The organism is Algoriphagus kandeliae (assembly GCF_004571135.1).
Classification (GTDB): Bacteria; Bacteroidota; Bacteroidia; order Cytophagales; family Cyclobacteriaceae; genus Algoriphagus; species Algoriphagus kandeliae.
The window spans coordinates 142,819-165,016 of record NZ_SPSB01000004.1; the positions used below are offsets into that span (position 1 = coordinate 142,819).

The 22,198-nt window shown below is 41.4% G+C and carries 17 protein-coding genes; 14 read left to right on the forward strand and 3 right to left on the reverse strand.

The window, feature by feature from the left end:
- Positions 1-73: 73 nt before the first annotated feature.
- Positions 74-511 (forward strand): nuclear transport factor 2 family protein, encoded by a 438-nt coding sequence (locus tag E4S40_RS12840; protein WP_135074748.1) that lies wholly within the window; start codon positions 74-76, stop codon positions 509-511.
- A gap of 287 nt (positions 512-798) precedes the next feature.
- On the opposite strand, the gene E4S40_RS12845 is transcribed toward E4S40_RS12840, so the two are convergent.
- Both E4S40_RS12845 and E4S40_RS12850 read right to left on the reverse strand, forming a co-directional pair.
- Positions 799-1,332, reverse strand: coding sequence for a hypothetical protein (locus tag E4S40_RS12845; RefSeq protein ID WP_237563194.1), 534 nt, complete (start codon positions 1,330-1,332; stop codon positions 799-801).
- A 146-nt stretch (positions 1,333-1,478) separates the two neighbouring features.
- Entirely contained in the window at positions 1,479-2,459 is a 981-nt protein-coding gene (locus E4S40_RS12850; protein WP_135076453.1) for an aldo/keto reductase, read from the reverse strand.
- A 142-nt stretch (positions 2,460-2,601) separates the two neighbouring features.
- On the opposite strand from E4S40_RS12850, the gene E4S40_RS12855 reads away from it, so the two are divergent.
- The 12 genes from E4S40_RS12855 to E4S40_RS12915 all read left to right on the forward strand — a co-directional run bounded on the left by E4S40_RS12855 (position 2,602) and on the right by E4S40_RS12915 (position 15,967).
- Complete coding sequence (locus E4S40_RS12855) at positions 2,602-2,994, forward strand: Dabb family protein (RefSeq protein WP_135074754.1); 393 nt, start codon at positions 2,602-2,604, stop codon at positions 2,992-2,994.
- Between the two features lie 43 nt (positions 2,995-3,037).
- On the forward strand, positions 3,038-4,354 hold the full coding sequence (locus tag E4S40_RS12860; protein WP_135074758.1) for a S41 family peptidase: 1,317 nt from the start codon (positions 3,038-3,040) through the stop codon (positions 4,352-4,354).
- 79 nt (positions 4,355-4,433) lie between these two features.
- Entirely contained in the window at positions 4,434-4,994 is a 561-nt protein-coding gene (gene purN / locus E4S40_RS12865; protein ID WP_135074761.1) for a phosphoribosylglycinamide formyltransferase, read from the forward strand.
- A 65-nt stretch (positions 4,995-5,059) separates the two neighbouring features.
- Positions 5,060-5,521, forward strand: a complete 462-nt coding sequence (locus tag E4S40_RS12870) for a hypothetical protein (RefSeq protein WP_135074764.1) — start codon at positions 5,060-5,062, stop codon at positions 5,519-5,521.
- A 121-nt stretch (positions 5,522-5,642) separates the two neighbouring features.
- Positions 5,643-7,514 (forward strand): CBS domain-containing protein, encoded by a 1,872-nt coding sequence (locus E4S40_RS12875; RefSeq protein WP_135074767.1) that lies wholly within the window; start codon positions 5,643-5,645, stop codon positions 7,512-7,514.
- Entirely contained in the window at positions 7,492-8,712 is a 1,221-nt protein-coding gene (locus E4S40_RS12880) for a succinylglutamate desuccinylase/aspartoacylase family protein (RefSeq protein WP_135074770.1), read from the forward strand. Before E4S40_RS12875 ends, E4S40_RS12880 begins: the two co-directional genes overlap by 23 nt.
- A gap of 94 nt (positions 8,713-8,806) precedes the next feature.
- On the forward strand, positions 8,807-10,333 hold the full coding sequence (gene purH, locus E4S40_RS12885; protein ID WP_135074773.1) for a bifunctional phosphoribosylaminoimidazolecarboxamide formyltransferase/IMP cyclohydrolase: 1,527 nt from the start codon (positions 8,807-8,809) through the stop codon (positions 10,331-10,333).
- A gap of 380 nt (positions 10,334-10,713) precedes the next feature.
- Positions 10,714-10,932 (forward strand): type II toxin-antitoxin system HicB family antitoxin, encoded by a 219-nt coding sequence (locus tag E4S40_RS12895; RefSeq protein WP_135074776.1) that lies wholly within the window; start codon positions 10,714-10,716, stop codon positions 10,930-10,932.
- A gap of 239 nt (positions 10,933-11,171) precedes the next feature.
- Entirely contained in the window at positions 11,172-12,665 is a 1,494-nt protein-coding gene (gene cysS, locus E4S40_RS12900; RefSeq protein ID WP_135074779.1) for a cysteine--tRNA ligase, read from the forward strand.
- On the forward strand, positions 12,655-13,632 hold the full coding sequence (locus tag E4S40_RS12905; RefSeq protein ID WP_135074782.1) for a M28 family peptidase: 978 nt from the start codon (positions 12,655-12,657) through the stop codon (positions 13,630-13,632). Before cysS ends, E4S40_RS12905 begins: the two co-directional genes overlap by 11 nt.
- 136 nt (positions 13,633-13,768) lie before the next feature.
- Positions 13,769-14,794, forward strand: coding sequence for a LacI family DNA-binding transcriptional regulator (locus tag E4S40_RS12910; RefSeq protein WP_135074785.1), 1,026 nt, complete (start codon positions 13,769-13,771; stop codon positions 14,792-14,794).
- A gap of 27 nt (positions 14,795-14,821) precedes the next feature.
- Entirely contained in the window at positions 14,822-15,967 is a 1,146-nt protein-coding gene (locus E4S40_RS12915) for a galactokinase (protein ID WP_135074788.1), read from the forward strand.
- A gap of 41 nt (positions 15,968-16,008) precedes the next feature.
- Here E4S40_RS12915 and E4S40_RS12920 read toward each other — a convergent pair whose 3' ends face one another.
- Positions 16,009-18,330: a glycoside hydrolase family 3 protein gene (locus E4S40_RS12920; RefSeq protein ID WP_135074791.1), complete on the reverse strand. Its 2,322-nt coding sequence runs from the start codon at positions 18,328-18,330 to the stop codon at positions 16,009-16,011.
- Positions 18,331-18,491: 161 nt separating this feature from the next.
- On the opposite strand from E4S40_RS12920, the gene E4S40_RS12925 reads away from it, so the two are divergent.
- Positions 18,492-21,938 (forward strand): ThuA domain-containing protein, encoded by a 3,447-nt coding sequence (locus tag E4S40_RS12925; RefSeq protein ID WP_135074794.1) that lies wholly within the window; start codon positions 18,492-18,494, stop codon positions 21,936-21,938.
- Positions 21,939-22,198 lie beyond the last annotated feature (260 nt).

Consider the following 22,198-nt stretch of genomic DNA (forward strand, 5'->3'; position numbering starts at 1 on the left):
TAAGTAAGTTGGCAGTAAGCAAGTGTACTACTGCCTGAAAATATAAATCCAAAAAAGCGCAACCTTATTTATTATGAAACAAATAACTTTAATACTTCTATTTTTTATACCATACAATTCTATATCTCAAATAAAGAATGATTCAATTGCAATCACACAAGTTTTAAAAAAAACTTATGAGGCATTAGGCAATTATGATGTCCAAAGCTATCTGGAAAACTGTACAGAGGACTACTTATTGATAGAAAATGGCGATTATATTTGGACGCTTGACCAAGAAATTGAACACTTTAAAAAGAATCAACATCTTGATATTATCAGAAAGGACAGATTCAAAATCCATACATTAAAAATAGTCGATGATTTTGCTTATATCGTGTATGATTTACGGTCTGAAATGGAGAAGAATAATTTGGTTAGAAAATTTCATTGGGTAGAAAGTTCTGTTTTGAGAAAGGTTGAAGAAAAATGGAAAGTTGCATTAATCCATTCAACAAAAATTGAAGACTAAAAGCCAACTGCCAACAATGAATAACCGCAATTACGGCGGATTCGACTACGTCCGAATCCACTCGGAATTGCTAACGTCTGTGCCAAACCGAAAATTAACGCATATAAACCCGTAACGGACGGTTATACTAACCGTTTCGTAGCGATCTACCAAAAAAGCAGATAAATAATAACAGACAATACTAATACAATAAAAAAACTTTTACCCGCATCCGTATCTCCACGCACTGTTTAACTTTCTATTGTTTCCAAAACCTGCACCAAGCAGAGCAAAGAAAAAACCTTTCCCTAAGCCTGAATCAACCATAATACATAGGCGTAGGCAAAATATCTAAGGATACGGAATAGGCTATAGAGGTAGTATTTTCGTTTTTCCAAGCCCGCAGCACCGCCCAGTAATGCAATCAACGAAAAAGGAAGCGGGCTAATGGAAGCCACAATCACCATAAAGCCCCCAAATCGCTTGAACAAATCAAGGTATTTCTGAACAAACTTTGTTCTGGATTTGAGAATATTGCTTCTATGATTGATCGTAAGCCCGATATTAAAATTGAAAAGCCCGGCAGCATAGGAAATGACTGATAAAAGCCCAATACTCCAAAAATAGGGTCCTATCAAGCCTGTCTCCAATGACCAAAGCATGAAAATCTCCGGTGGGATTATTCCAAAAAGGATTTCAGAGCCTATAAAAACAGTCATTACCAAATAAGGGTCGGTATAAATGCTCCCAAACCATTCCAGTCTTTCCTGCTCCGAAAAGGCTTCCCGAATCAAAAAGAAAAGAATAACCAATAGGCCCAGATACAAGAATCCTCTGAGCATATTTTTAATTAGGAATCTACCCTTTTCGCCTATTAATGGCTTTTTTTCACTTGAATTATCCAATTGAGTCAATTCTATTCAGGAGCAATTCCCTTGGTCTTTTTTAATTTTTTTGATTTTTAGATTCCCTTCATGGAAGGCAATTTTTACCACAAATGATGAACCGCTGTTCGGATGTATGAATCATAAATTTCCTCCACCAATTCCATTTGCTTAGTACTTAGCTCTGGAAGTTCTGCAGCAGCCAGATTCTGAATTACCTGATCCAATCGAGAGGCACCCGGAATCACAGTGCTGACTTCCTTGAACATCAATACCCATCTCAGGGCAGAGGCCGCCAAATTATTTCCAAAAACCTCTTTTAATTTTTCAATTGCCGGAAAAGCTTTTTCAAGAGGCACCCCGGAAAAGGTTTCTCCTTTATCAAAAGCAGCTCCTTCCCGATTGAAATTTCGATGATCCTCCTGTCCAAAGGTCGTTTCCGGAGTGATTCTTCCAGTCAATAAGCCTGAAGCCAATGGCACTCGAACAATCACCCCTATATCATTGACCTGTGCATGTTTGAAAAAGACTTCCGAAGGACGCTGACGGAACATATTGAAAATGATCTGAACTGTAGAAACAATGTCATATTTCATGGCAGTCATCGCTTCATTGATCTTTTCGACGCTGACACCCATAGCAGCAATTTTTCCTTCTTTCTGCAAATCCTCAAAAAGCCCAAAAATTTCCTCCCGAAGATAAACGGGAGTCGGAGGACAGTGTAACTGTATCAAATCCAAACGCTCCAAACCTGTATTTTTCAAGCTATCCTCTACGAATTTCCTCAGAATCTCGGGTGTATATCCCTCATTGGTATGTGGTTGAATTCTTCTTCCGCATTTGGTGGCCACGTAGATTTTTTCGGACCGTTCTCGAACAGCCTTTCCTACAGCTGCCTCACTCAATCCAGCGTCATAGACATCTGCTGTATCCACAAAATTCACTCCTCGGTCAAAGGCTCCATGCAAAATCTCAGAGGCAGTTTGAGGATGGAAAGGCTTTCCCCAGCCCCCTCCTACTTGCCATGTTCCCAAACTCACTTCGGATACATTCCAACCGGTTTTCCCCAATCTTCTATAGTTCATTGCTTTATTCATTGAGTTTTCAGAAGCACTAAATTACTATTTCGAGCTATTAGAATGAATCCATTTTAAAAATGGATTGCCTTTTTAATTCTCCTGAATTAGATTCTCTATATTTAAGAATCTTAACCTTACCCATAGGGACATGAACAAGCGAAGGAACTTTATTAAAACTGTAACCGCTGCTTCTGCGGCTGCTTTCTTACCTATCACCTCAATTTCAAAAGACATGAAAAACCAAAAAATGATCCACCAAGTATTCTTCTGGCTACATGATAAAAATGATACGGAAGAATTTTTATCCAAAGCCGTACCTATGCTTGGTCAGTGTAAAACTGTAGGAAATTTCATTCCCGGAACCCCGGCTCCTACCGAAGCAAGAGATGTAGTCGACCATTCTTGGCATGTGTCCTGCACCCTGTTTTTTGATAGTTTGGAAGATCAGGCTGCTTACCAAGTTGATCCGCTTCACTTGGAGTTTATCGAAAAGTACTCTTCCATGTGGAAGACAGTTAAGGTTTATGATATCGCGATTTAAAATCAAAACGGCGACTTTTCCGTTTTGATAAAAAAAGCTGCCTATGAAAAATATCAGATGGGTATTCGGATTGTTGATTTTGGGTTTTTGGGCCTGTGATCCGCCTGAAGAACCCTCAGCACAGCCTCAATCCAATGAAGTTCGGGATGCCATTTTCGCGACCATGAAGGAATGGTACTATTGGAATATGGAGCTTCCTACCAATGTGAATACTGGAGATTATTCTTCGAATGAAGAATTCTTGGATGCCATTATTTTTAAACCGCTTGACCGATTTTCTTACCTGACTACGCAAGAAGCATTTCAAAATGCTTTCGTGGGTAGAAATGCAGGACATGGATTTGGTTTCGGATTCGACGCTGAAGAAAGGCTCTATCTGACCTTTGTATTTGATGAGGCTCCTGCGGGAAAAGACGGCTGGAAGAGAGGTTGGGAGATCATAGAAATCAATGGCAAACCCCTAGCCGATTACAAATCGGGGAATGTTTATGATTTTCAATTAGGTCCTTCTGATCCAGGAATCACGAATACATTCACATTCCGCTTGCCTGATGGCAGCATCACTACCCGAACCAATACCAAAGCGGAATACCAGTCAAATTCTGTTTTGCATCAGCAAGTGTTTGAGTTGGACACTAAAAAGGTTGGCTATTGGGTTTATCAAAGCTTTAAAGCGACTCCGGATGTCACTCCAATTCAAAGCCGGGAAGTGCAAAACTCTATGAAGTATTTTATGGAGCAGGGAGTTTCTGAAATGATTATCGACTTGAGATACAATGGCGGAGGATCAGTTGATGTGGCTGAGCAGATCAACAATTACCTCATTAATCCTGGTAATTCCGATCGCTTGATGTACACCAATAAGCTCAATAACGTAAAAAGCAATTTCAATACTTCTGAGATATTCAAAAAATTAGGAACGCTCAATCTGGATCGCATTATTTTCATCACTAGCCGAGGGACTGCTTCAGCCTCTGAGTTGGTGATAAATGCCCTAGATCCTTACATGGAATTGGTTTTGATCGGTGACAATACCTTTGGCAAACCGGTAGGATCTTTTCCTTTGGCACGTTTTAATCAGGTATTGCAGGACAATGATGTCGAGTTGGTCCCCATCACCTTCGCGATAGCTAATTCCCAAGGGAAGGCGGAGTATTTTGATGGATTCCCGGCAGATTTCAGCGTAAGTGACAGTCCTCAATTTGCTTGGGGTGACACCCGGGATTTGCGATTGTCCGCAGCACTTCAATACATACAAGAAGGAACGGTCAACAGTCGATTAAGACAGGGATTTTACCGACCCAATTGGGAAATGATCGACGCATTTACTGGTCTTCAGCAGGAATTTCCTGCATTTTGATCCTTTAAAAAAGAAAGCAAAGGCTCCTTGTGAAAATCAAGGGGCCTTTTCTAATTTTACTCCGAAAAAAAGAACCAACGTGAAACGCCTCGCTATACTCGCTTCCGGAAGCGGCTCCAATGCCGAAAAAATCATGGAGTATTTTCAAAACTCCCCAAAAGCCGAAGTGGTCTTGGTTGCCTCCAACAAACCCGATGCTTTTGTCCTTCAGCGAGCTGAAAAATTCAAAGTCCCTACTTTCACTTTTACCAGAAAAGAAATGGATGCTGGGATTCTTTTGGAAAAGCTCCAGGCTGAAAAGGTTGACTGGGTGATCTTAGCAGGATTTTTACTCAAAATCCCTGATGCACTCATCCATGTTTACTCCAATAAGATGATCAACATCCACCCTGCTCTTCTTCCTAATTACGGTGGAAAAGGGATGTATGGAATGCATGTTCATGAAGCAGTCAAAGCTGCTGGAGATAAGCAAACAGGCATTACGATTCACTTGGTCAATGAGCATTATGATGAGGGCAAGATTATTTTCCAAGCTGCGACCCCTATTAGCCCAGAGGATACCCCAGAAATGATCGCTCAAAAAGTTCATGCTTTAGAGCATCGCTATTATCCCGAAGTAATAGAATCATTGATAGATTAGATTCAATACTTTTTAACTTCTTGCACTGAAGAAGGAGATTTTGCAGTTGATAGCAACAATTATTGATGGATTTAAAAAGAAAGACATATTTTCTAACCAGCTTAATCCTTACTATCAGTGTTTTACTATTGCTAGTCACAGGTTCTCCATTACTAACAATTGCCTTGGATTGTAAAGATGAAATCCCTCTAGGAACGCCTATCACCTGGATAGGGATGATTGCACTTCCTCTCACCGTTTACTGGGGAATTCAAGAGCTGAGAAATCCTACAACCTTATTAAATAGAATTCTTTCTGCATTCCTGAAAATCATTATCCTTTTGGGAATACTTTGGGTTCCTATTTCATTTTTATTAGCTGGAAATCTATCGTTCTCTTTCTCCGAAAAAGCATCCTTCCAGGGTGGACAGGAAGCCATGAGATGGTTTTGGCGTTTAAGCTATGGAATTGGAATCGGGACTTTAGTAATCATTACAACTTATTGGATTTCCTTACTTTTTAGAAAATCGAGAAACGCCAATCCCTGAAAATCAATTTTTTGTAGAATTCCCAAAATATGACAATCATCATTAAAAAAGTTTAAAATGATTTTGAGATTTGAAGGTAAGAGCTAGTTAGTTGAGCTCTGAAATTCAATTATTAAAATCAATGGGCGATCACATAGTCAGTTTAGACGCCAATGTACAGGCACGAAATCTTTTTATCAGCCATCTTTTAGAAGATCTTCAGGCACTCGATTATTTAGTACAAAACAAGCTTCTGGAGAAGGGAATTATCCGGATTGGAGCTGAGCAGGAGTTCTGCTTAATCAACGATCATGGACGCCCCACCAATCAGGCTTCTGAAATATTGGAGCAAATTCAGGACTCCCACTTTACCACTGAATTAGCCAAGTACAATCTTGAGATTAACCTGGACCCTATTCTTTTTGAAGGAGACTGTTTCGAGAAAATGGAAAGCCAACTGAAACAGTTAATCCAAAAAGCGAAGGATGTAAGCTTCAAATTCGGGGATCGAATTTTATTAACTGGCATTCTTCCAACGATTTCCATCGACGAATTGTCCTTGAGCTACATGACTGAGAATCCCCGCTATTTTGCCCTCAATGAATTGATGAAAAAAGCCCGAGGGGGGAATTTCAGAATGAATTTTACAGGCGTCGACGAATTGTCGATTATACATGATTCGGTCATGTTTGAAGCCTGCAATACCAGCTTTCAAATGCATCTGCAAATTGATCCGGACGATTTTGAAGCCAGCTATAATTGGGCTCAAGCTATCTCCGGACCGGTTTTGGCTGTTGCAGGAAACTCACCCATATTGATGGGAAAAGAACTTTGGAATGAAACCCGAATTGCGCTTTTCCAACAGAGTATCGATACCCGGAAAATGTCCAAGGCTCAAACCACCAAACAGGCTAGGGTGTCTTTTGGCAATAGTTGGGTAAGAGGAAACATCGTTGATTTTTTCAAAAGAGAACTTTCCAGCTTCCGGATTTTACTCACAAAAGAGATTGAGCAAAACTCCATGGAAGAGATCAAAAAAGGCAACATCCCAAAACTCAAGGCCCTCAATCTTCAAAATGGGACGATCTATCGCTGGAATCGGCCTTGCTATGGAGTACTCCATGGCAAACCACATCTCCGGATAGAAAATAGGTACATACCCGCTGGTCCCACCACAGTAGATGAAATAGCCAATTTTGCCTTTTGGGCTGGCTTGATGCAGGGAAGACCCAAAGAATACGATGATTTAACTAGCCTGATGGAATTTGAGGAAGCCAAATCCAATTTCATTCGGGCAGCACGGTATGGAAATGAAACCTGCATGAGTTGGATGGGGAAAAGGGTACCTGCCAATCAGCTCATTTTGGAGGTATTCATCCCAATAGCTGAAGAAGGTCTCAAAAAAATGGGAATATCACCCAAAAGCATCTCCAACTATCTAGCTATCATCAAGGGGCGCATCCAAAAGCAAACAGGCTCTCAGTGGATGATCAAAAACTATAGAATCTTAAAAAAAGAACATAAAGTCGACGATGCCTTACTGGCTTTGACTCAATTAATCTATAATAATCAACAAGAAGAAAAGCCTATTCACGATTGGCCTGATGTGAATGATTTACATGAATTTGAAACGAAGGCAAACAAGGTTGGGCATATTATGACTACCACTTTGATTACGGCCGATTCAGAAGATTCAGCAAGGCTTACCCTGGAGTTTATGCAATGGAATAATATCCATCATTTGCCTGTGGTGGATAACCGGGAAAGGTTAGTAGGATTAATCACCTACAGACATCTCCAAAAATACTGGGATCAAATTCAAAACCCAAGCTCCCAATTGCAGGCAAAAGACATCATGGTAAAAGAGGTGATTTACACCCATCCATCTAATACCATTCACCATGCTATCGAGCAATTGAAGCAGCATAATATCGGATGCTTACCAGTTGTTCATAACACCCATTTGGTAGGGATCATTACCCTAAAAGACCTTGAAAATTTTCAAAGTGCCTAAGGATTATCAACAAACCGAGCTAGAAGAAATTGCAACTGATCGCATCATAGATCAATTGGAGGGAGAAATGCCCGGGCCTCATTTGATTTTTTTTGGAGGAATTCATGGAAATGAACCCTCAGGGATTTTTGCTTTGAAATCAGTAATCCAGAAAATCCGGGAAGAAAAAATTCCCCTAAAAGGCAAAATCACAGCCATTGCCGGGAATCTTTGGGCTTTGAAGCGAAAAGAGCGATTCCAGAAAAGGGACCTCAATCGACTATGGACAAAGAAAAATGTATTTGCCTTGGATCATGGTCATTTCACCCCATCAAATGAGGATGAGGAGCAATTCGTTGAACTTCACGATCTAATTCAAGAGATCATAAAAAATCAATCAGGCCCTCTTTATTTTTTTGACCTTCACACTACATCCAGTCAATCCATCCCCTTTATTCCTGTCAATGACAGCCTGATCAATCGGACTTTTGCGAGAAAATTTCCCGTTCCGCTCATTTTAGGGATAGAAGAATACATAGATGGCCCCGTGCTTTCCTATATCAATGATCTGGGATATGTGTCTTTTGGATTTGAGGCAGGACAGCATGAAGACCCTATTTCTGTCAAAAACCATGAGATCTTTATTCAGCTTTCCCTGGCTTTCTCCGGTGCCTGTTCCAATGAGGACATGCAAGTAAGCCAGCATTTAGCTTTTTGGGATAAGAAATACAGCCCTTATGAAAATTTCTATGAAATCATTTTTCGATTTCATGTCGATCAAAAAATCCCTTTCCAAATGATGCCCGGTTTTGAAAGTTTTCAGGAGGTAAAAAAGGGAGAAAAATTTGCGATCTACGGTGAAGAAGAAATTTTTGCCCATAAAAACACGCGGATATTCATGCCTCTTTATCAGTCTAAAGGTGAAGATGGCTTTTTCTTAATCCGAAAAACACCTGAGGTATTTTTAAAACTTTCTGCATTTCTGAGGAAAAACAAGTTGGATCAAATCATCACTTGGCTACCCGGGGTGCGTTGGGCTTCCAAAGAAAAAGACTCCATGATTGTAGATCTGAGAATCGCAAGATTTTTGGTAAAGCCTATCTTCCATCTTTTCGGTTATCGATTTGTGCAGCGGGATCAAACCCACTTGATTATCTGGAATAGAGAGCGGAAATCCAGGTACAGGGAATATGAAAACGAAACTTGGTTTAAGGTCTAAAGAAAGAGGAGATTAAGGCTAATTTTCCCTTAGCCTTCTCCCCTTTTTTTCTACCTTTGCAACTTCTTGCAATTTTCACCTATCCATCTAAAAAATGGCAGTCAAAAAAATTCAATCTGCACTCATTTCGGTCTTTTACAAAGACAATCTCGAACCGATCATTGCCCTCCTCAAGAAGCATGGAGTAAAAATCTATTCTACCGGAGGAACTCAGAAATTTATCGAAGAACAAGGAGCTGAAGTTATTCCTGTGGAGGAACTTACCAGCTATCCTTCCATTTTTGGTGGAAGAGTTAAAACCCTTCACCCAAAAGTATTCGGAGGTATTTTGTACAGAAGAGAAAATGAAGGAGACGTATCTCAAGCGGCTGAATTTGATATTCCTGCTATTGATTTGGTAATTGTTGATTTGTATCCATTCGAGGAAACAGTAGCATCAGGAGCATCTGAAGCCGATATTATTGAGAAAATCGACATCGGTGGAATCTCCTTAATCCGTGCCGCAGCCAAAAACTTCAAAGATGTAGTTATTGTAGCCTCCAAAGATCAGTATGGAGAATTGGAAGCTAAACTCGAGTCTCAAGACGGGGGAACTACCCTTGAAGACCGACGCTATTTTGCAGCTCAGGCATTCCAGGTTTCTTCCCATTACGACACGCATATTTTCAACTACTTCAATCAAAGCGAAAATATCCCTGCTTTGAAGGTTTCCGAAAACAAAGCCAAGGCACTTCGCTACGGAGAGAACCCTCATCAAGCAGCTCATTTCTACGGAGATTTGGATGAACTTTTTGATCAGCTGAACGGAAAAGAGCTTTCCTATAACAACTTGGTAGATATTGATGCCGCAGTGAATTTGATTGCTGAATTCCCTGATCAAACTGCATTTGCCATTTTGAAGCATACCAATGCCTGTGGTTGTGCTACTGCAGACAGCGTAAAACATGCCTACCAAAAAGCTTTTGCGGCCGATACAGTTTCTGCGTTTGGAGGAGTTTTGGTAACCAACCGAACTGTGGACGAAGAAGCTGCAAAAGAAATGCACAGTCTTTTCTTCGAGGTATTAATCGCACCTGATTTTACCGAAGAAGCTTTGCAGATTTTGAAAGGTAAGAAAAACAGAATCTTGCTTCGCCAAAAAATGGCTCTGCCAGGTACCAAAATGATTAAAACACTTCTTAATGGAGTGATTGAGCAAGACAAAGACTTGGCAACTGAAAGCAAAGAAGATTTTAAAGTGGTTACCAAAGTGGCTCCTACAGAAAAAGAAATGGATGCTTTGGTATTTGCAGCCAAAGTTTGCAAGCACACAAAATCCAATACCATCGTTTTAAGCAATGATTCACAGCTATTTGCTTCCGGTGTGGGTCAAACTTCCCGAGTAGACGCATTAAAGCAAGCTATTCTTAAGGCTAAGGAATTTGGATTTGATTTGGATGGAGCTGTTATGGCATCTGATGCCTTCTTCCCTTTCCCTGATTGTGTGGAGATTGCTGACGAGGCGGGCATAACTGCTGTGGTTCAGCCGGGCGGATCCATCAAAGATCAGGATAGCATCGATTATTGCGATGCACACGGAATGAGCATGGTCATGACTGGAGTGAGACACTTTAAGCATTGATTTAAAGCATCAAGTAGTTAGATTTTAGTATCAAGACCTCTGTTTCCTATGGAATCGGAGGTTTTTTTGTTGGGGAAATCGATTTCAAAAATGAATACCAAATTCAATAAATAGATTAATTTAGGATATGGGTTAATATGAAAAACTGATAGCCAAAATCCTCTCAGGAAGCTCAGATCCTAACATTACCTTTACAGAATTAAGGAAGTTGATTTTGATTTTTGGTTTTTCGGAAAGAATAAAAGGTAGTCACCACATATTTAGCAAAGAAGATGTGGAAGAAATCCTTAATCTTCAAGAAAAGAATGGTAAGGCAAAACCTTATCAAGTAAAACAAGTAAGATTAATTATATTGAAATATCAATTAAGCCTAAAAAAAAGTGAAGACTGATCCACGATACGAAATTATTATTTACTGGAGCGATACTGATGAAGCATTCATTGCAGAAGTTCCAGAACTTGCTGGCTGTGCTGCCGATGGAGCTAGTTATTTAGAAGCTCTTCAAAATGTTGAGCTTGTAATTCAAGAATGGATTGAAACTGCAGAAGAAATGGGGAGGGAAATCCCAAAACCTAAAGGTAAATTGATGTTTGCCTAAAAGCAGTAGTTAGATTTTAGTAGTAAGACCTCTGGTGATAAATGCCAGAGGTTTTTTTCTTTCTGAGAAAAATTAAAGATGTCTTCTCTTGCTTACTTGGAGGAATGGGAGTTTTACCGTAATAACTCACCATTTTTAACTTTAAACTCCCCCATTTTTCCTGTATTTTGCGAGTCTGTTGAAAACAGATCACCCTCTCATCGTATTTCGTAATTCGTAATTCGTACTTTTGAAGACTTATGAAGTCGCATAATCTCAAGCTATACAATACGCTCTCCCGACAAAAGGAGGAATTCAAACCTATTAATCCCCCTTTTGTGGGAATGTATGTCTGTGGCCCCACAGTTTATGGAGATGCACACTTAGGACATGCCCGACCGGCCGTCACCTTTGATACGGTGAATCGATACCTGACCCATTTGGGCTATCGTGTTCGCTATGTTCGAAACATTACCGACGTAGGTCACCTCACAGGAGATGCAGATGAAGGCGAGGACAAAATCGCAAAAAAAGCCAAACTCGAGCAACTCGAACCTATGGAAGTAGCCCAACAATACACGGACACATATCATAGAGACATGGCCCTTCTCAATACTTGGAAACCTAGTATTGAACCGCGAGCAACAGGTCATATTCCTGAGCAAATTGCTTTGGTGGAAGCGATTCTTAAAGAAGGTTTAGCTTATGAAGTAAATGGCTCGGTGTATTTCGATGTGCTCAAATACAACCAAACCAATCAATATGGAAAGCTTTCCGGTAGAGTATTGGAGGATTTGATGAGTGGTACGAGGGACTTGGATGGACAAGGTGAAAAGCGAAATTCGGTTGATTTTGCACTTTGGAAAAAAGCCGCCCCTGAGCATCTGATGAAATGGGATTCTCCTTGGGGAATGGGTTTTCCGGGTTGGCATTTGGAGTGTACTGCGATGAGCTCCAAGTATCTGGGAACTCAATTTGATATTCACGGAGGAGGAATGGACTTGATGTTCCCTCACCACGAATGCGAAATCGCACAGGGAAATGCCTGCAATCATCAGGATCCTGCCCGATACTGGATGCACAATAACATGATCACCATCAACGGACAGAAGATGGGTAAGTCTTTGGGCAACTTCATAACCCTTCAGGAACTGTTCACCGGTAACCATAAGCTTCTAGACCAAGCCTACAGCCCGATGACTATCCGCTATTTCATGCTGACGGCGCATTATCGGTCTACTTTGGACTTTTCAAACGAGGCTTTGAAGGCAGCACAGAAGGGCTACAAAAAGATGATCAATGGACTGCGCACAGCTCAGCTTTTGGAATATCAGGCTGATGATTCTACAGCTTTGGATGAAAAGCAAATTCAGCAGATCGAATCCAGCATTGCCAATGCCTACCGATCTATGGATGATGATTTTAATACAGCGCAGGCAATTGGTCATCTCTTCAACTTGCTCAAAAAGATCAATTCCATTTTCACCGGACAATTGAAAAGTGCTGCATTAGGTGAGGAAGTTTTTGAAAAGCTGAAAAACACGTATATCACATTCGTGACGGACATCTTGGGCTTGATAGAAGAGAAAAGCGACAATCAAGGATCCATGATAGACTTATTGCTGAAACTTTACAGCGAAGCAAAAACCGCCCGCGATTACGCCAAAGTGGATGAAATCCGCGCCGGATTGAAGGATATGGGATTTGTGGTGAAAGATATGAAAGACCGAATCGACTGGGCTTATGAAGAATAGTATCTGGTTTTTTGTCATTCTTCTTTTCATAGGGGCATGCTCTTCCGAAAAAAAGACGGACAACACTAGCCCTCAGGTCGCAATCAAACCCTATCCTGCTTTTAACTCGGATTCGGCTTATTATTTCATTCAGAAGCAAGTGGATTTTGGACCAAGGGTACCGGGGACGAATGGACATGCTGCTACCAAGAACTGGATTATTTCCAAATTAGAATCTTGGAATTGGAATGTTCAAACCCAGGATTTTCAAGCAACCACTTATGACAAGCAAACCTGGGATTTGACCAATATCATTGCTTCATATAATCCTGATGCGAAAAAACGTGTCCTTCTTGCTGCTCATTGGGACACTCGCCGGATTGCAGATAAGGATACCGAACGCTTGGAAGAAGCAATCGATGGAGCGAATGATGGAGGTTCCGGTGTAGGTGTTTTAATGGAAATTGCCAGAGTGATTGGAAGTCAAGAACTGAAGCCAGATGTAGGGATCGATATTATTTTGTTTGATGGAGAAGATGATGGAGAGCCGGAAAGAGCTACCGTGCGGGACAACTCTCAAATCTGGTGGTGTCTGGGGTCCCAACACTGGGCCAAAAACAAGCATGTTCCTAATTACTCGGCTTATTATGGAATCCTAGTTGACTTAGTTGGGGCAAAAGGTGCTCGATTCTACCGGGAAGGCTACTCAAGACGCTATGCTTCCGGGATTTTGAAAAAAGTCTGGGATCATGCCGCTCAATTGGGACATTCTTCCTTCTTCATTCCACAGGATTCACCCGAAATTTTGGATGATCATTTATTTGTCAATGAATTTGGCCAAATACCCATGATCGACATCATTGAATTTAGTCCTCAATATGGATTCGGACATTACCACCATACCCATCAGGACAATATGGACCTAATTGATAAGCGTCCTTTACAAGCCGTAGGAGAAACGGTTTTGTTTACAGTTTTCCAAGAATAATAGGATTTCGAAAAAACTTTGCAATATTGCCAACAGCAGAGTATAGAAATTACTGAAATTCAAACATTTTAGGTCGAATATTAGTAATTCTATCATTATTGGAATTAACCCATTTTCGGGCCAAAACTAAGTACGCATGAAAAAAGGACATCAGGTCACTATGAAGGAAATTGCCAAAAAGTTGGGGGTTTCCGTCTCGACTGTTTCCCGGGCATTGAAAGACTCTCCTGAACTTCACGAAGAAACCAAGCGAAAAATCGTGGAGACAGCAAAGGAGATGAACTATCAGCCCAACCTGCTTGCACAAAGTCTTCGAATCAGCCGTACCAAAACACTCGGCGTGATTGTTCCTGAGATTACTTCTCACTTTTTTGCATCCTGTATTAGTGGCATTCAAGATTTCGCCAATAAGCGTGGCTATAATGTCATGATTTGCCAATCCAATGAATCCATTGATCAGGAAATCGCCAACATAAAAACCTTGGTCGCTTCTCAGGTAGATGCTTTGATGATTTCTCTAAGTCGGGAAACCAATCATTATGAGCACCTTTTTGAATTGTATAATCGAGAAATTCCTTTTGTGCTTTTTGATCGGGTTCAGGAAGATATTCCAGTATCCAAAGTGACTTTCAACGATGCCGGAGGAGCCTATCAGGTCACCAACCACTTATTGGAAAGTGGCTGCAGATCCATTGTTTATGTTTCTGGTCCAGAGGATCTTTATATTTCAAAAAAGCGAAAAGAAGGTTATTTGAAAGCCCTTCGGGAATATGGAATTGAGGAAAACCCGGCCTTTATCAAAGTCACCGATCTTACAGAAGCGGACAACATAAGAATAGCCAAAGAGATTGCAGCAATGGATCCTCTTCCGGATGGGGTTTTTTGTATGATCGATCCATTGGCCGTAGATGTTTTGACTTATTGGAAAAGTGTGGGAATTAAAGTTCCTGAGCAAATAGCCTTGGCTGGTTTTACCAATAATCCTACCTCAGCGGTAGTGGAACCTCCATTAACGACCGTTTCACAACCGGGATATGAAATGGGAAAATTGGCAGTCAGTCATCTTTTGGACCAACTGGACGGATTGGTTTCTGATGATCCAATTTCCATTGTCTTGGATACGACTTTGGTTCCTAGAAAGTCCTCCCAAAGAACCATTTAAAAGCCTTGGACTTCATGTCCCTATCTGATGGAAGCCCAAATTCGATACAGTTTTAAAAATCATTTTGAAACTAAACCCATTGTTTCATTTGCCCCAGGACGAATCAACCTCATCGGGGAACATACCGACTATCAAGAGGGATTTGTTTTCCCAGCTGCGGTTCAGTTTGGAATTTGGGTTGGAGTTCAAAAAAACCAACTCCCCTATTGTCGTTTATTTTCCCTCGATTTTGAGGAATCAGCGACTTTTGATTGGAAGGCATTTTCTCCAAAAAAAGGTCATTGGAGCAACTATGTGATGGGCTTTTTGGCTCAATTGCATCAAGCCGGATACAAGTTTGAAGGCTTTGACATGGTGATTGGAGGAAATATCCCTGTCGGTGCAGGATTATCTTCTTCGGCGGCACTTTCAGTTTCGATAGGTACTGCGCTCTCGGCTTTGTTTGAACTCAATTTGAGCAAATTGTCTATCGTTCGCTATGCCCAAAAATCAGAGCATCAGTATGCAGGAGTCAACTGTGGAATAATGGATCCTTATGCCTCTGCTTTTGGAAAAGCGGAAACAGCCTTGTTTTTGGATTGCCGAAAAAATCAACATGAGGAGGTCAAACTAAATTTAGGAGAATATTGCTTCTTGCTGGTAAACTCCAATGTCAAGCATTCCTTAGCGGATACTGCATACAATCAGCGAAGAGCTGCTTGCGAAGAAAGTGTAGAACTTTTGAAAACACATTTTCCCGAAATCAAAACGTTGCGAGATTTAACGATTTCCCAACTTGTCGAAATCGAAAAAATTCTTCCTCAATACCTTTTCCCCAAAGCCAAACATGTCATTTCTGAATGCGAAAGGGTTTTTAAAGCAACATCCGTTTTGAAAGACAATAAGTTGGCGGTTTTTGGTGAACTTCTCAAAAAATCACATCAAAGTCTCAGTCAAGATTTTGAAGTGAGTTGCCCCGAGTTGGATTTTTTAGCCCAAAAAGCTTGGGAATTCCCGGGGGTACTTGGAGCAAGAATGATGGGAGGAGGCTTTGGCGGCTGTACCATCAATTTGATAAAAAAGGAAAAGATTACCGAATTTCAAGAAGAAATAGGCTACTCCTATGAAAAGGAATTTGGAAAAGCTCCATCATTTATTCAGGTCGAAATCAGCGAGGGAGCAAGATCGATTTAAAATCAACCCCTTTATAAAACCAAAGGGGTTGATTTACTTTTTTATTTCTTCGAATACCTTTCTACACGCTCATCCTGAATTTTTCCAGACCAATTCAAGCCGAAGGCAAAATCGTAGGCATGACCAAATTCATCCACATATACTTCCATATCATGAGGCACATCTTCCAATTGTGTCTCCACAGTCTCCATGGAAGCAGGCAATTGGACAGGAAGTAAGGCTGAAGGCTCAGCATTTCCAGTCAACAGGTCAAAAACAACTTGATCCTGTACTCCAAAATGGAAAAGAATCCCGTCTACTTCTTTCTCAAATTCAGCCATCACCATAGGATTTGCGGCATTAACAATCACGATTACAGGCTTGCCATTCATTTGGGATTTGGTCTCCAGAATGGTTTTCAAATCCTGATTATTCGCAGTTTCTACCCGCTTTCCTTTATAGCTTCGGTTGGTGATTTCAGGAGCGATTACAGGATCGCCTGCTGCCATACTTTGCTCGCGAGCCAAAGTAGCGGTATAGGGTTCATATTGTAAGGAAATCGGGACATAGCCATTCCCTCCTTTAGCGCGATCGGCAGGATCATATCCAGTACCGGATTCAGGACTATTCACAAATACCAATGCCAGATCGGCCTCTTCAGGCGTTTCCACCAATTCCACATACTTGGAAGCAATTCCCAAATTAACTGCGTCAACCCATTGGGCTTCGCTTTTTATTCCCCACCAATTCGTGGTGGAAGGAATATATTTTTGAGGGATAAAGACTTTTTTCTTTTCGCGAAGCGGAAGAACTTGTTCCTTATTTTTCAATAAAACCACCGATTTCAATTGTGCTTCGTAGCCTTCCTTCATCAAATCTGGATTTCCGACAAATTCTTGGCTTTTTTCAGGCTCCAAATACGGATTTTCAAATAACCCTGCATTGAAAATATTCCGGAGCAAGCGAACAGCCGATAGTTCAATTCTAGCCCGAGCGGCTTCAACTCCCATGTCTTCCTCCATCATTTCAAAAGCCGCTAATACTGGGATTTTATCATTATTCCCTCCAAATTGATCTCCTCCAGCCATCAGCACTTGATAGTGGCGCTCAGCAATTGAATTGGCTTCCATTCCCCAAGGTTTACCTGCAAAAATTTCTGGTTGTGGACCTTCATCCCCGGTAACCAACCAATCCGTACAGACCACTCCATCATAGCCATAGGTATTTCGAAGTAAATCAGTGATCAAATATTTAGAGTAGCCATTAGCCAAAGAATCCTGACCAAAAGAAATAGTGTAATAGGGCATAACCGCTGTTGCTGATTGGGTCGGTCCTGAAAGTTTGAATGCACCTTCTGTAAAAGGCACTAAATGCTCTTGGAAATTATTTCCCGGATAAACCGCAAATTTCCCATAGGCAAAATGTCCATCTCGACCACCTTCCTCTGGGCCTCCACTTGGCCAATGCTTCACCATGGCATTGACGCTATGAAAACCCCAACCGCCAGCGATTTCCGCCTCTCCTTTTGAAGTTTGGAATCCATCAACATAGGCTCTCGCCATATCAGCAGAAAGTCTTGAATCCTCTCCAAAAGTACCTTTGATTCGATTCCAACGAGGTTCTGTCCCCAAATCAATCTGAGGAGAAAGAGCTGTTGAAATTCCTAAAGCCCGGTATTCCATGGAGGCAACTTCTCCAAAACGCTCTACCAATTGCGGATCAAAAGTCGCGGCTAAACCCAAAGATTCCGGCCACATGGAAATTTGCCCTCCCGAACCCGCATTGTATTCGGTATTCGCTACTGGACCATGGCGAGGATCTGAACTGTTATTGGCTGGAATTCCCAAACCCAATCCCTCCACAAAGGCCTGTACATTATTATTCCATTCAGCTGCAATCTTGGGACTTTCGACTCGGGTAATCAAAACATGCCGAAGATTATCCTCTTCCAAAAATTGCTTTTGCTGATCCGATATACTAGAAGTGGGCATTCCGCTCTCTGTGATTGGCTTCCCTCCATAAGTTCCCGCTCCAAAACCTTGCGGGTTTGCCGGAATCGCCTGATGCGAACTGTAAAGCATCAAACCGGCTATTTGTTCTTTGGACATTTTTGAAGCGAGGTCCTTTGCCCGATCTTCTGTTGTCAATCTCCAATCCTCGTAGGCATCCAATGCTCCATTTTTATTTAAGTCTTTGAAATAAAGGCCGTTTTCCTGGATTAATTGAACACCAGAAGACTTGGAGTAACCTAGCGTTGAACCTTGAGACTGAGTCAAAATGATTACATCACTACCAATACTTTTTTCCTGTGTTTCATTTTTCTCACAGGCAAAGAAAATAAAGGCAGTGGCTAGGGTTAGAATATGTGATTTGGAAACCTTCATAGCAATTGGGTCTAAGTGGTGATTAAGAATCGATAGGAAATATCCATATTTATTGTTTCAAAATGAAAAAATAGAGCTTTTTATCATCAAAAATCACCGAATTTCAGTTATTTAGCTGCGCTATTTTGAGAATTACCTAATTTGAAAAAAAATTCTGATTCATGAATACTATCATTAACCTAAAAAACCTTCGAGCCTTACTGCTTCTTTTTGTGGTGGGAGCTTTGTTTTTTTCATCCTGTTCGAACAAACGAAAAGGAAATCCAAAAGTCCTAGTATTCCACAAAACGGCGGGATTCCATCACGAATCCATTCCTGACGGAATCGCAGCTATCGAGAAGCTGGGAGCTGAAAATGGATTTGAAGTGGATGCTACCGAGGATGCTGCTGACATCAATGAAGAAAACCTAGAAAAATACGCTGCTGTAATCTGGTTGAGTACTACAGGAGATGTTCTAGACCACTACCAAGAGGCGGATTTTGAGCGCTACATCCAATCAGGAGGTGGGTATGTTGGTATTCATGCTGCAGCTGATACCGAATATGAATGGGGTTGGTACGGGAAATTGGTAGGCGGTTACTTCGCTGACCATCCTGGAATCAACGATCCAAACCCAAATGTTCAGCCAGGTGTAATCCATAAAACTGGAGAAAAGCATCCATCTGTTGACTTTTTACCAGATCCTTGGGAGCGCACCGATGAATGGTATTCTTACAAGGAGGTAAATCCACAGACTACCAAATTGCTCATGCTAGATGAGGACTCCTATAAAGGAGGAATGGATATGGGTGAGCATCCAATTGCTTGGTACCATGATTATGATGGAGGTCGTGCATTTTACACTGGCGGAGGCCATACTAAGGAATCTTTCCAAGAGGAAAACTTCCTGAAGCACTTGTTAGCTGGAATCCAATATGCAATTGGAGACAATAGAGTGCTTGACTATAGTAAAGCCAAGCAAAAGCGAACTCCGGAGGAAAATAGATTTACCAAAACCATGCTTTCTGTTGGGGAATTTACCGAGCCAACAGAGATGACAGTTTTGCCAAACTTGGACATTTTGATCGCACAAAGAAGAGGTGAGATCATCTTGTGGGACAATGAAAAAAATGAATTAAGCGAAGTAGCCAAGCTGGACGTATACTGGCAAAGTGGTATTCGTGGAGTGAATGCAGAAGAAGGTGTGATGGGACTCCAAAAAGATCCTAATTACGCACAAAACAACTATGTATTCGTTTACTACGCTCCAGCTGGTGATGAAGAAATCAATAGACTCTCTCGATTTGTCTTCAAAGACGGAGTTTGGGATATGAGTTCAGAAACGGTGATTTTGGACGTAGCTTCTGACCGATATATCTGCTGTCACACTGGTGGTTCCATTGCATTTGACAAAGACGGAAACCTATTCCTTTCCACTGGTGATAACTCCACTCCATTTAACCAAAATGAGTCTCGATATACGTTAAATGGCTATGCTCCATTGGATGGACGTGAAGGAAGAAAACAGTGGGATGCGCGTAGAAGCTCTGGAAACTCTAATGACCTTCGGGGAAAAATCCTTCGAATTAAGGTAAATGAGGATGGAAGCTATACCATTCCAAAAGGAAACTTGTATCCGGAAGGAACAGAAGGTACCCGACCTGAGATCTATGTACAAGGAAATAGAAACCCTTACCGTATTTCTGTTGATCAGAAAAATGGATTCTTGTACTGGGGTGAAGTTGGTCCAGATGCGCGTGCAGACTCTCTGGATGTAAAAGGACCAAAAGGTTATGACGAAGTCAATCAGGCCCGTCAGGCAGGTAATTTCGGATGGCCGTATTTTGTAGGAAATAATTACGCTTACAGAGAATTCAACTACGAAACAGGAGAAACAGGGCCTGCATTTGATCCTGCCGGACCGGTAAATAATTCACCAAACAATACGGGAATTAAGATCCTTCCTCCGGCTCAACCAGCATTTATTTGGTATCCTTATGACAATTCTCCTGACTTCCCTCAAGTGGGTACAGGTGGTCGAAATGCCATGGCTGGACCGGTTTATTATTCTGATTTGTATCCTGCTGATACCCGATTCCCGGATTATTTCGATGGAAAACTCTTTATCTATGATTGGGTAAGAGGTTGGGTTAAAGTGGTAACCATGGCGGAAAATGGAGATTTCTCCAAAATGGAGCCATTCATGCCTGGAACCAAGTTCAATGCCCTGATTGATATGGAGATGGGACCAGATGGAAAAATCTACGTCTTGGAATATGGAAATGGCTGGTTCAGCAAAAACATTGATTCCGGACTTTCTCGCATTGATTTCAATGGTGGAAACCGACCTCCTGTGGTTACAGAAATTAATGTAGATAAATCTTCAGGTGTTTTGCCATTGACGGTAACCTTTACTGCAGAAGCTTCTGATCCTGAAGGCGATCCTATCAGCTATACTTGGAATCTTGGTAATGGAAAAACTGAAAAAACCGATAGCCCAACTTTGACCACCACATTTGATCAAATTGGGGAATACGAAGTGACAGTGACTCCTTCTGATCCATCCGGTTTGACAAGTGAAAGCCCGAAAGCTTTGGTTTATGCAGGTAACAGCGCGCCGGAAGTAAATATTAAAGTAGAAGGAAACCAGTCTTTCTATTTCCCTGGCAAGCGAGTTTCCTATGAGGTAACAGTCACTGACGAAGATCACTCCACAGATGATATGAGCAAGCTTTATGTAGCTGCAGACTACATCGAAGGTTTCGATCAAGCGGAAGCTGACATGGGACATAAAGTTATGAGCGAAGCGATGACAGGAAAGGCTTTAGTACAGGCATTAACCTGTAAGACTTGCCACAAGGAAAGTGAAGCTTCAATCGGACCTGCTTACACGGAGGTAGCTAAAAAATACAGAACTCGTGACCGTGCCTACTTGATGGATAAAATCAAAAATGGTGGCGGAGGAGTTTGGGGAGAAACTGCCATGCCAGCAAATCCTAATATTAAAGATTCTGATTTGAATGCTTTGATCGCTTACATCTTCTCTTTGAAAGGTGAGCAGAAGCCAAGTCTTCCAGCGAAAGGAACTTTGGACCCAACGATGGGTAAAACTCCTTCTCCAAATGGAGCTTTGATGATCAACGCTTCATATTCAGACGATGGAGGTGCAGACATCAAACCATTGACAGGAAGTGCTTCTTTGGTCTTGTTGGCGAATAGTGTCGATCCTGGAATGGCATCCGATTTCAATGGCTATACAAGCATGAGCTTCGGGGGAAGAAATCTATTGATGGTTCCTGGAGAAGCTGCTCACTTCTCGCTTCCAGCCTATGATTTGACAGGAATTGGATCTGTAACCTTCACAGTGGCTTCTCAAGAACCAATCGAAACTCCAGTAGATTTCGAAATCCGATTGGGTAGCCCAACCGGTGAATTGATTGCTTCAGGCACTTACACACAAGGTCCAGCAGTAAAAGATCCGAATATGCCTGTGATGTATGGACAAGCTACTATCCCAATGACTGCTGAGGTAGGGAATGGAAATCAAAAGATCTACATTTTGAGCAAACCTCAAAGTGGAGAACTAGGAATGTTTATTATTGCTGGCATTACCTTCAATGCCAAGTAATCCAAATTAGATTTCATATAGAAACCGAGTTGATTAACTCGGTTTCTTTTTTGGGCTTTAACCCGGATTATGCATTAGAATCTGTAGTGATAGATCAAATCGCAATAAAATCAAGCATTTAGCGAATGAAGCATAGCACCGCTACGGTGATTGAGCTAAATGCAGCAAAGCGATTGATTTTGAAGCGATTTGGACTCGTAATAAGAAGTCTAATGCATATTTCGGGTTTAACCAAACTTCTTTCAAGAAGACTAGTTTGT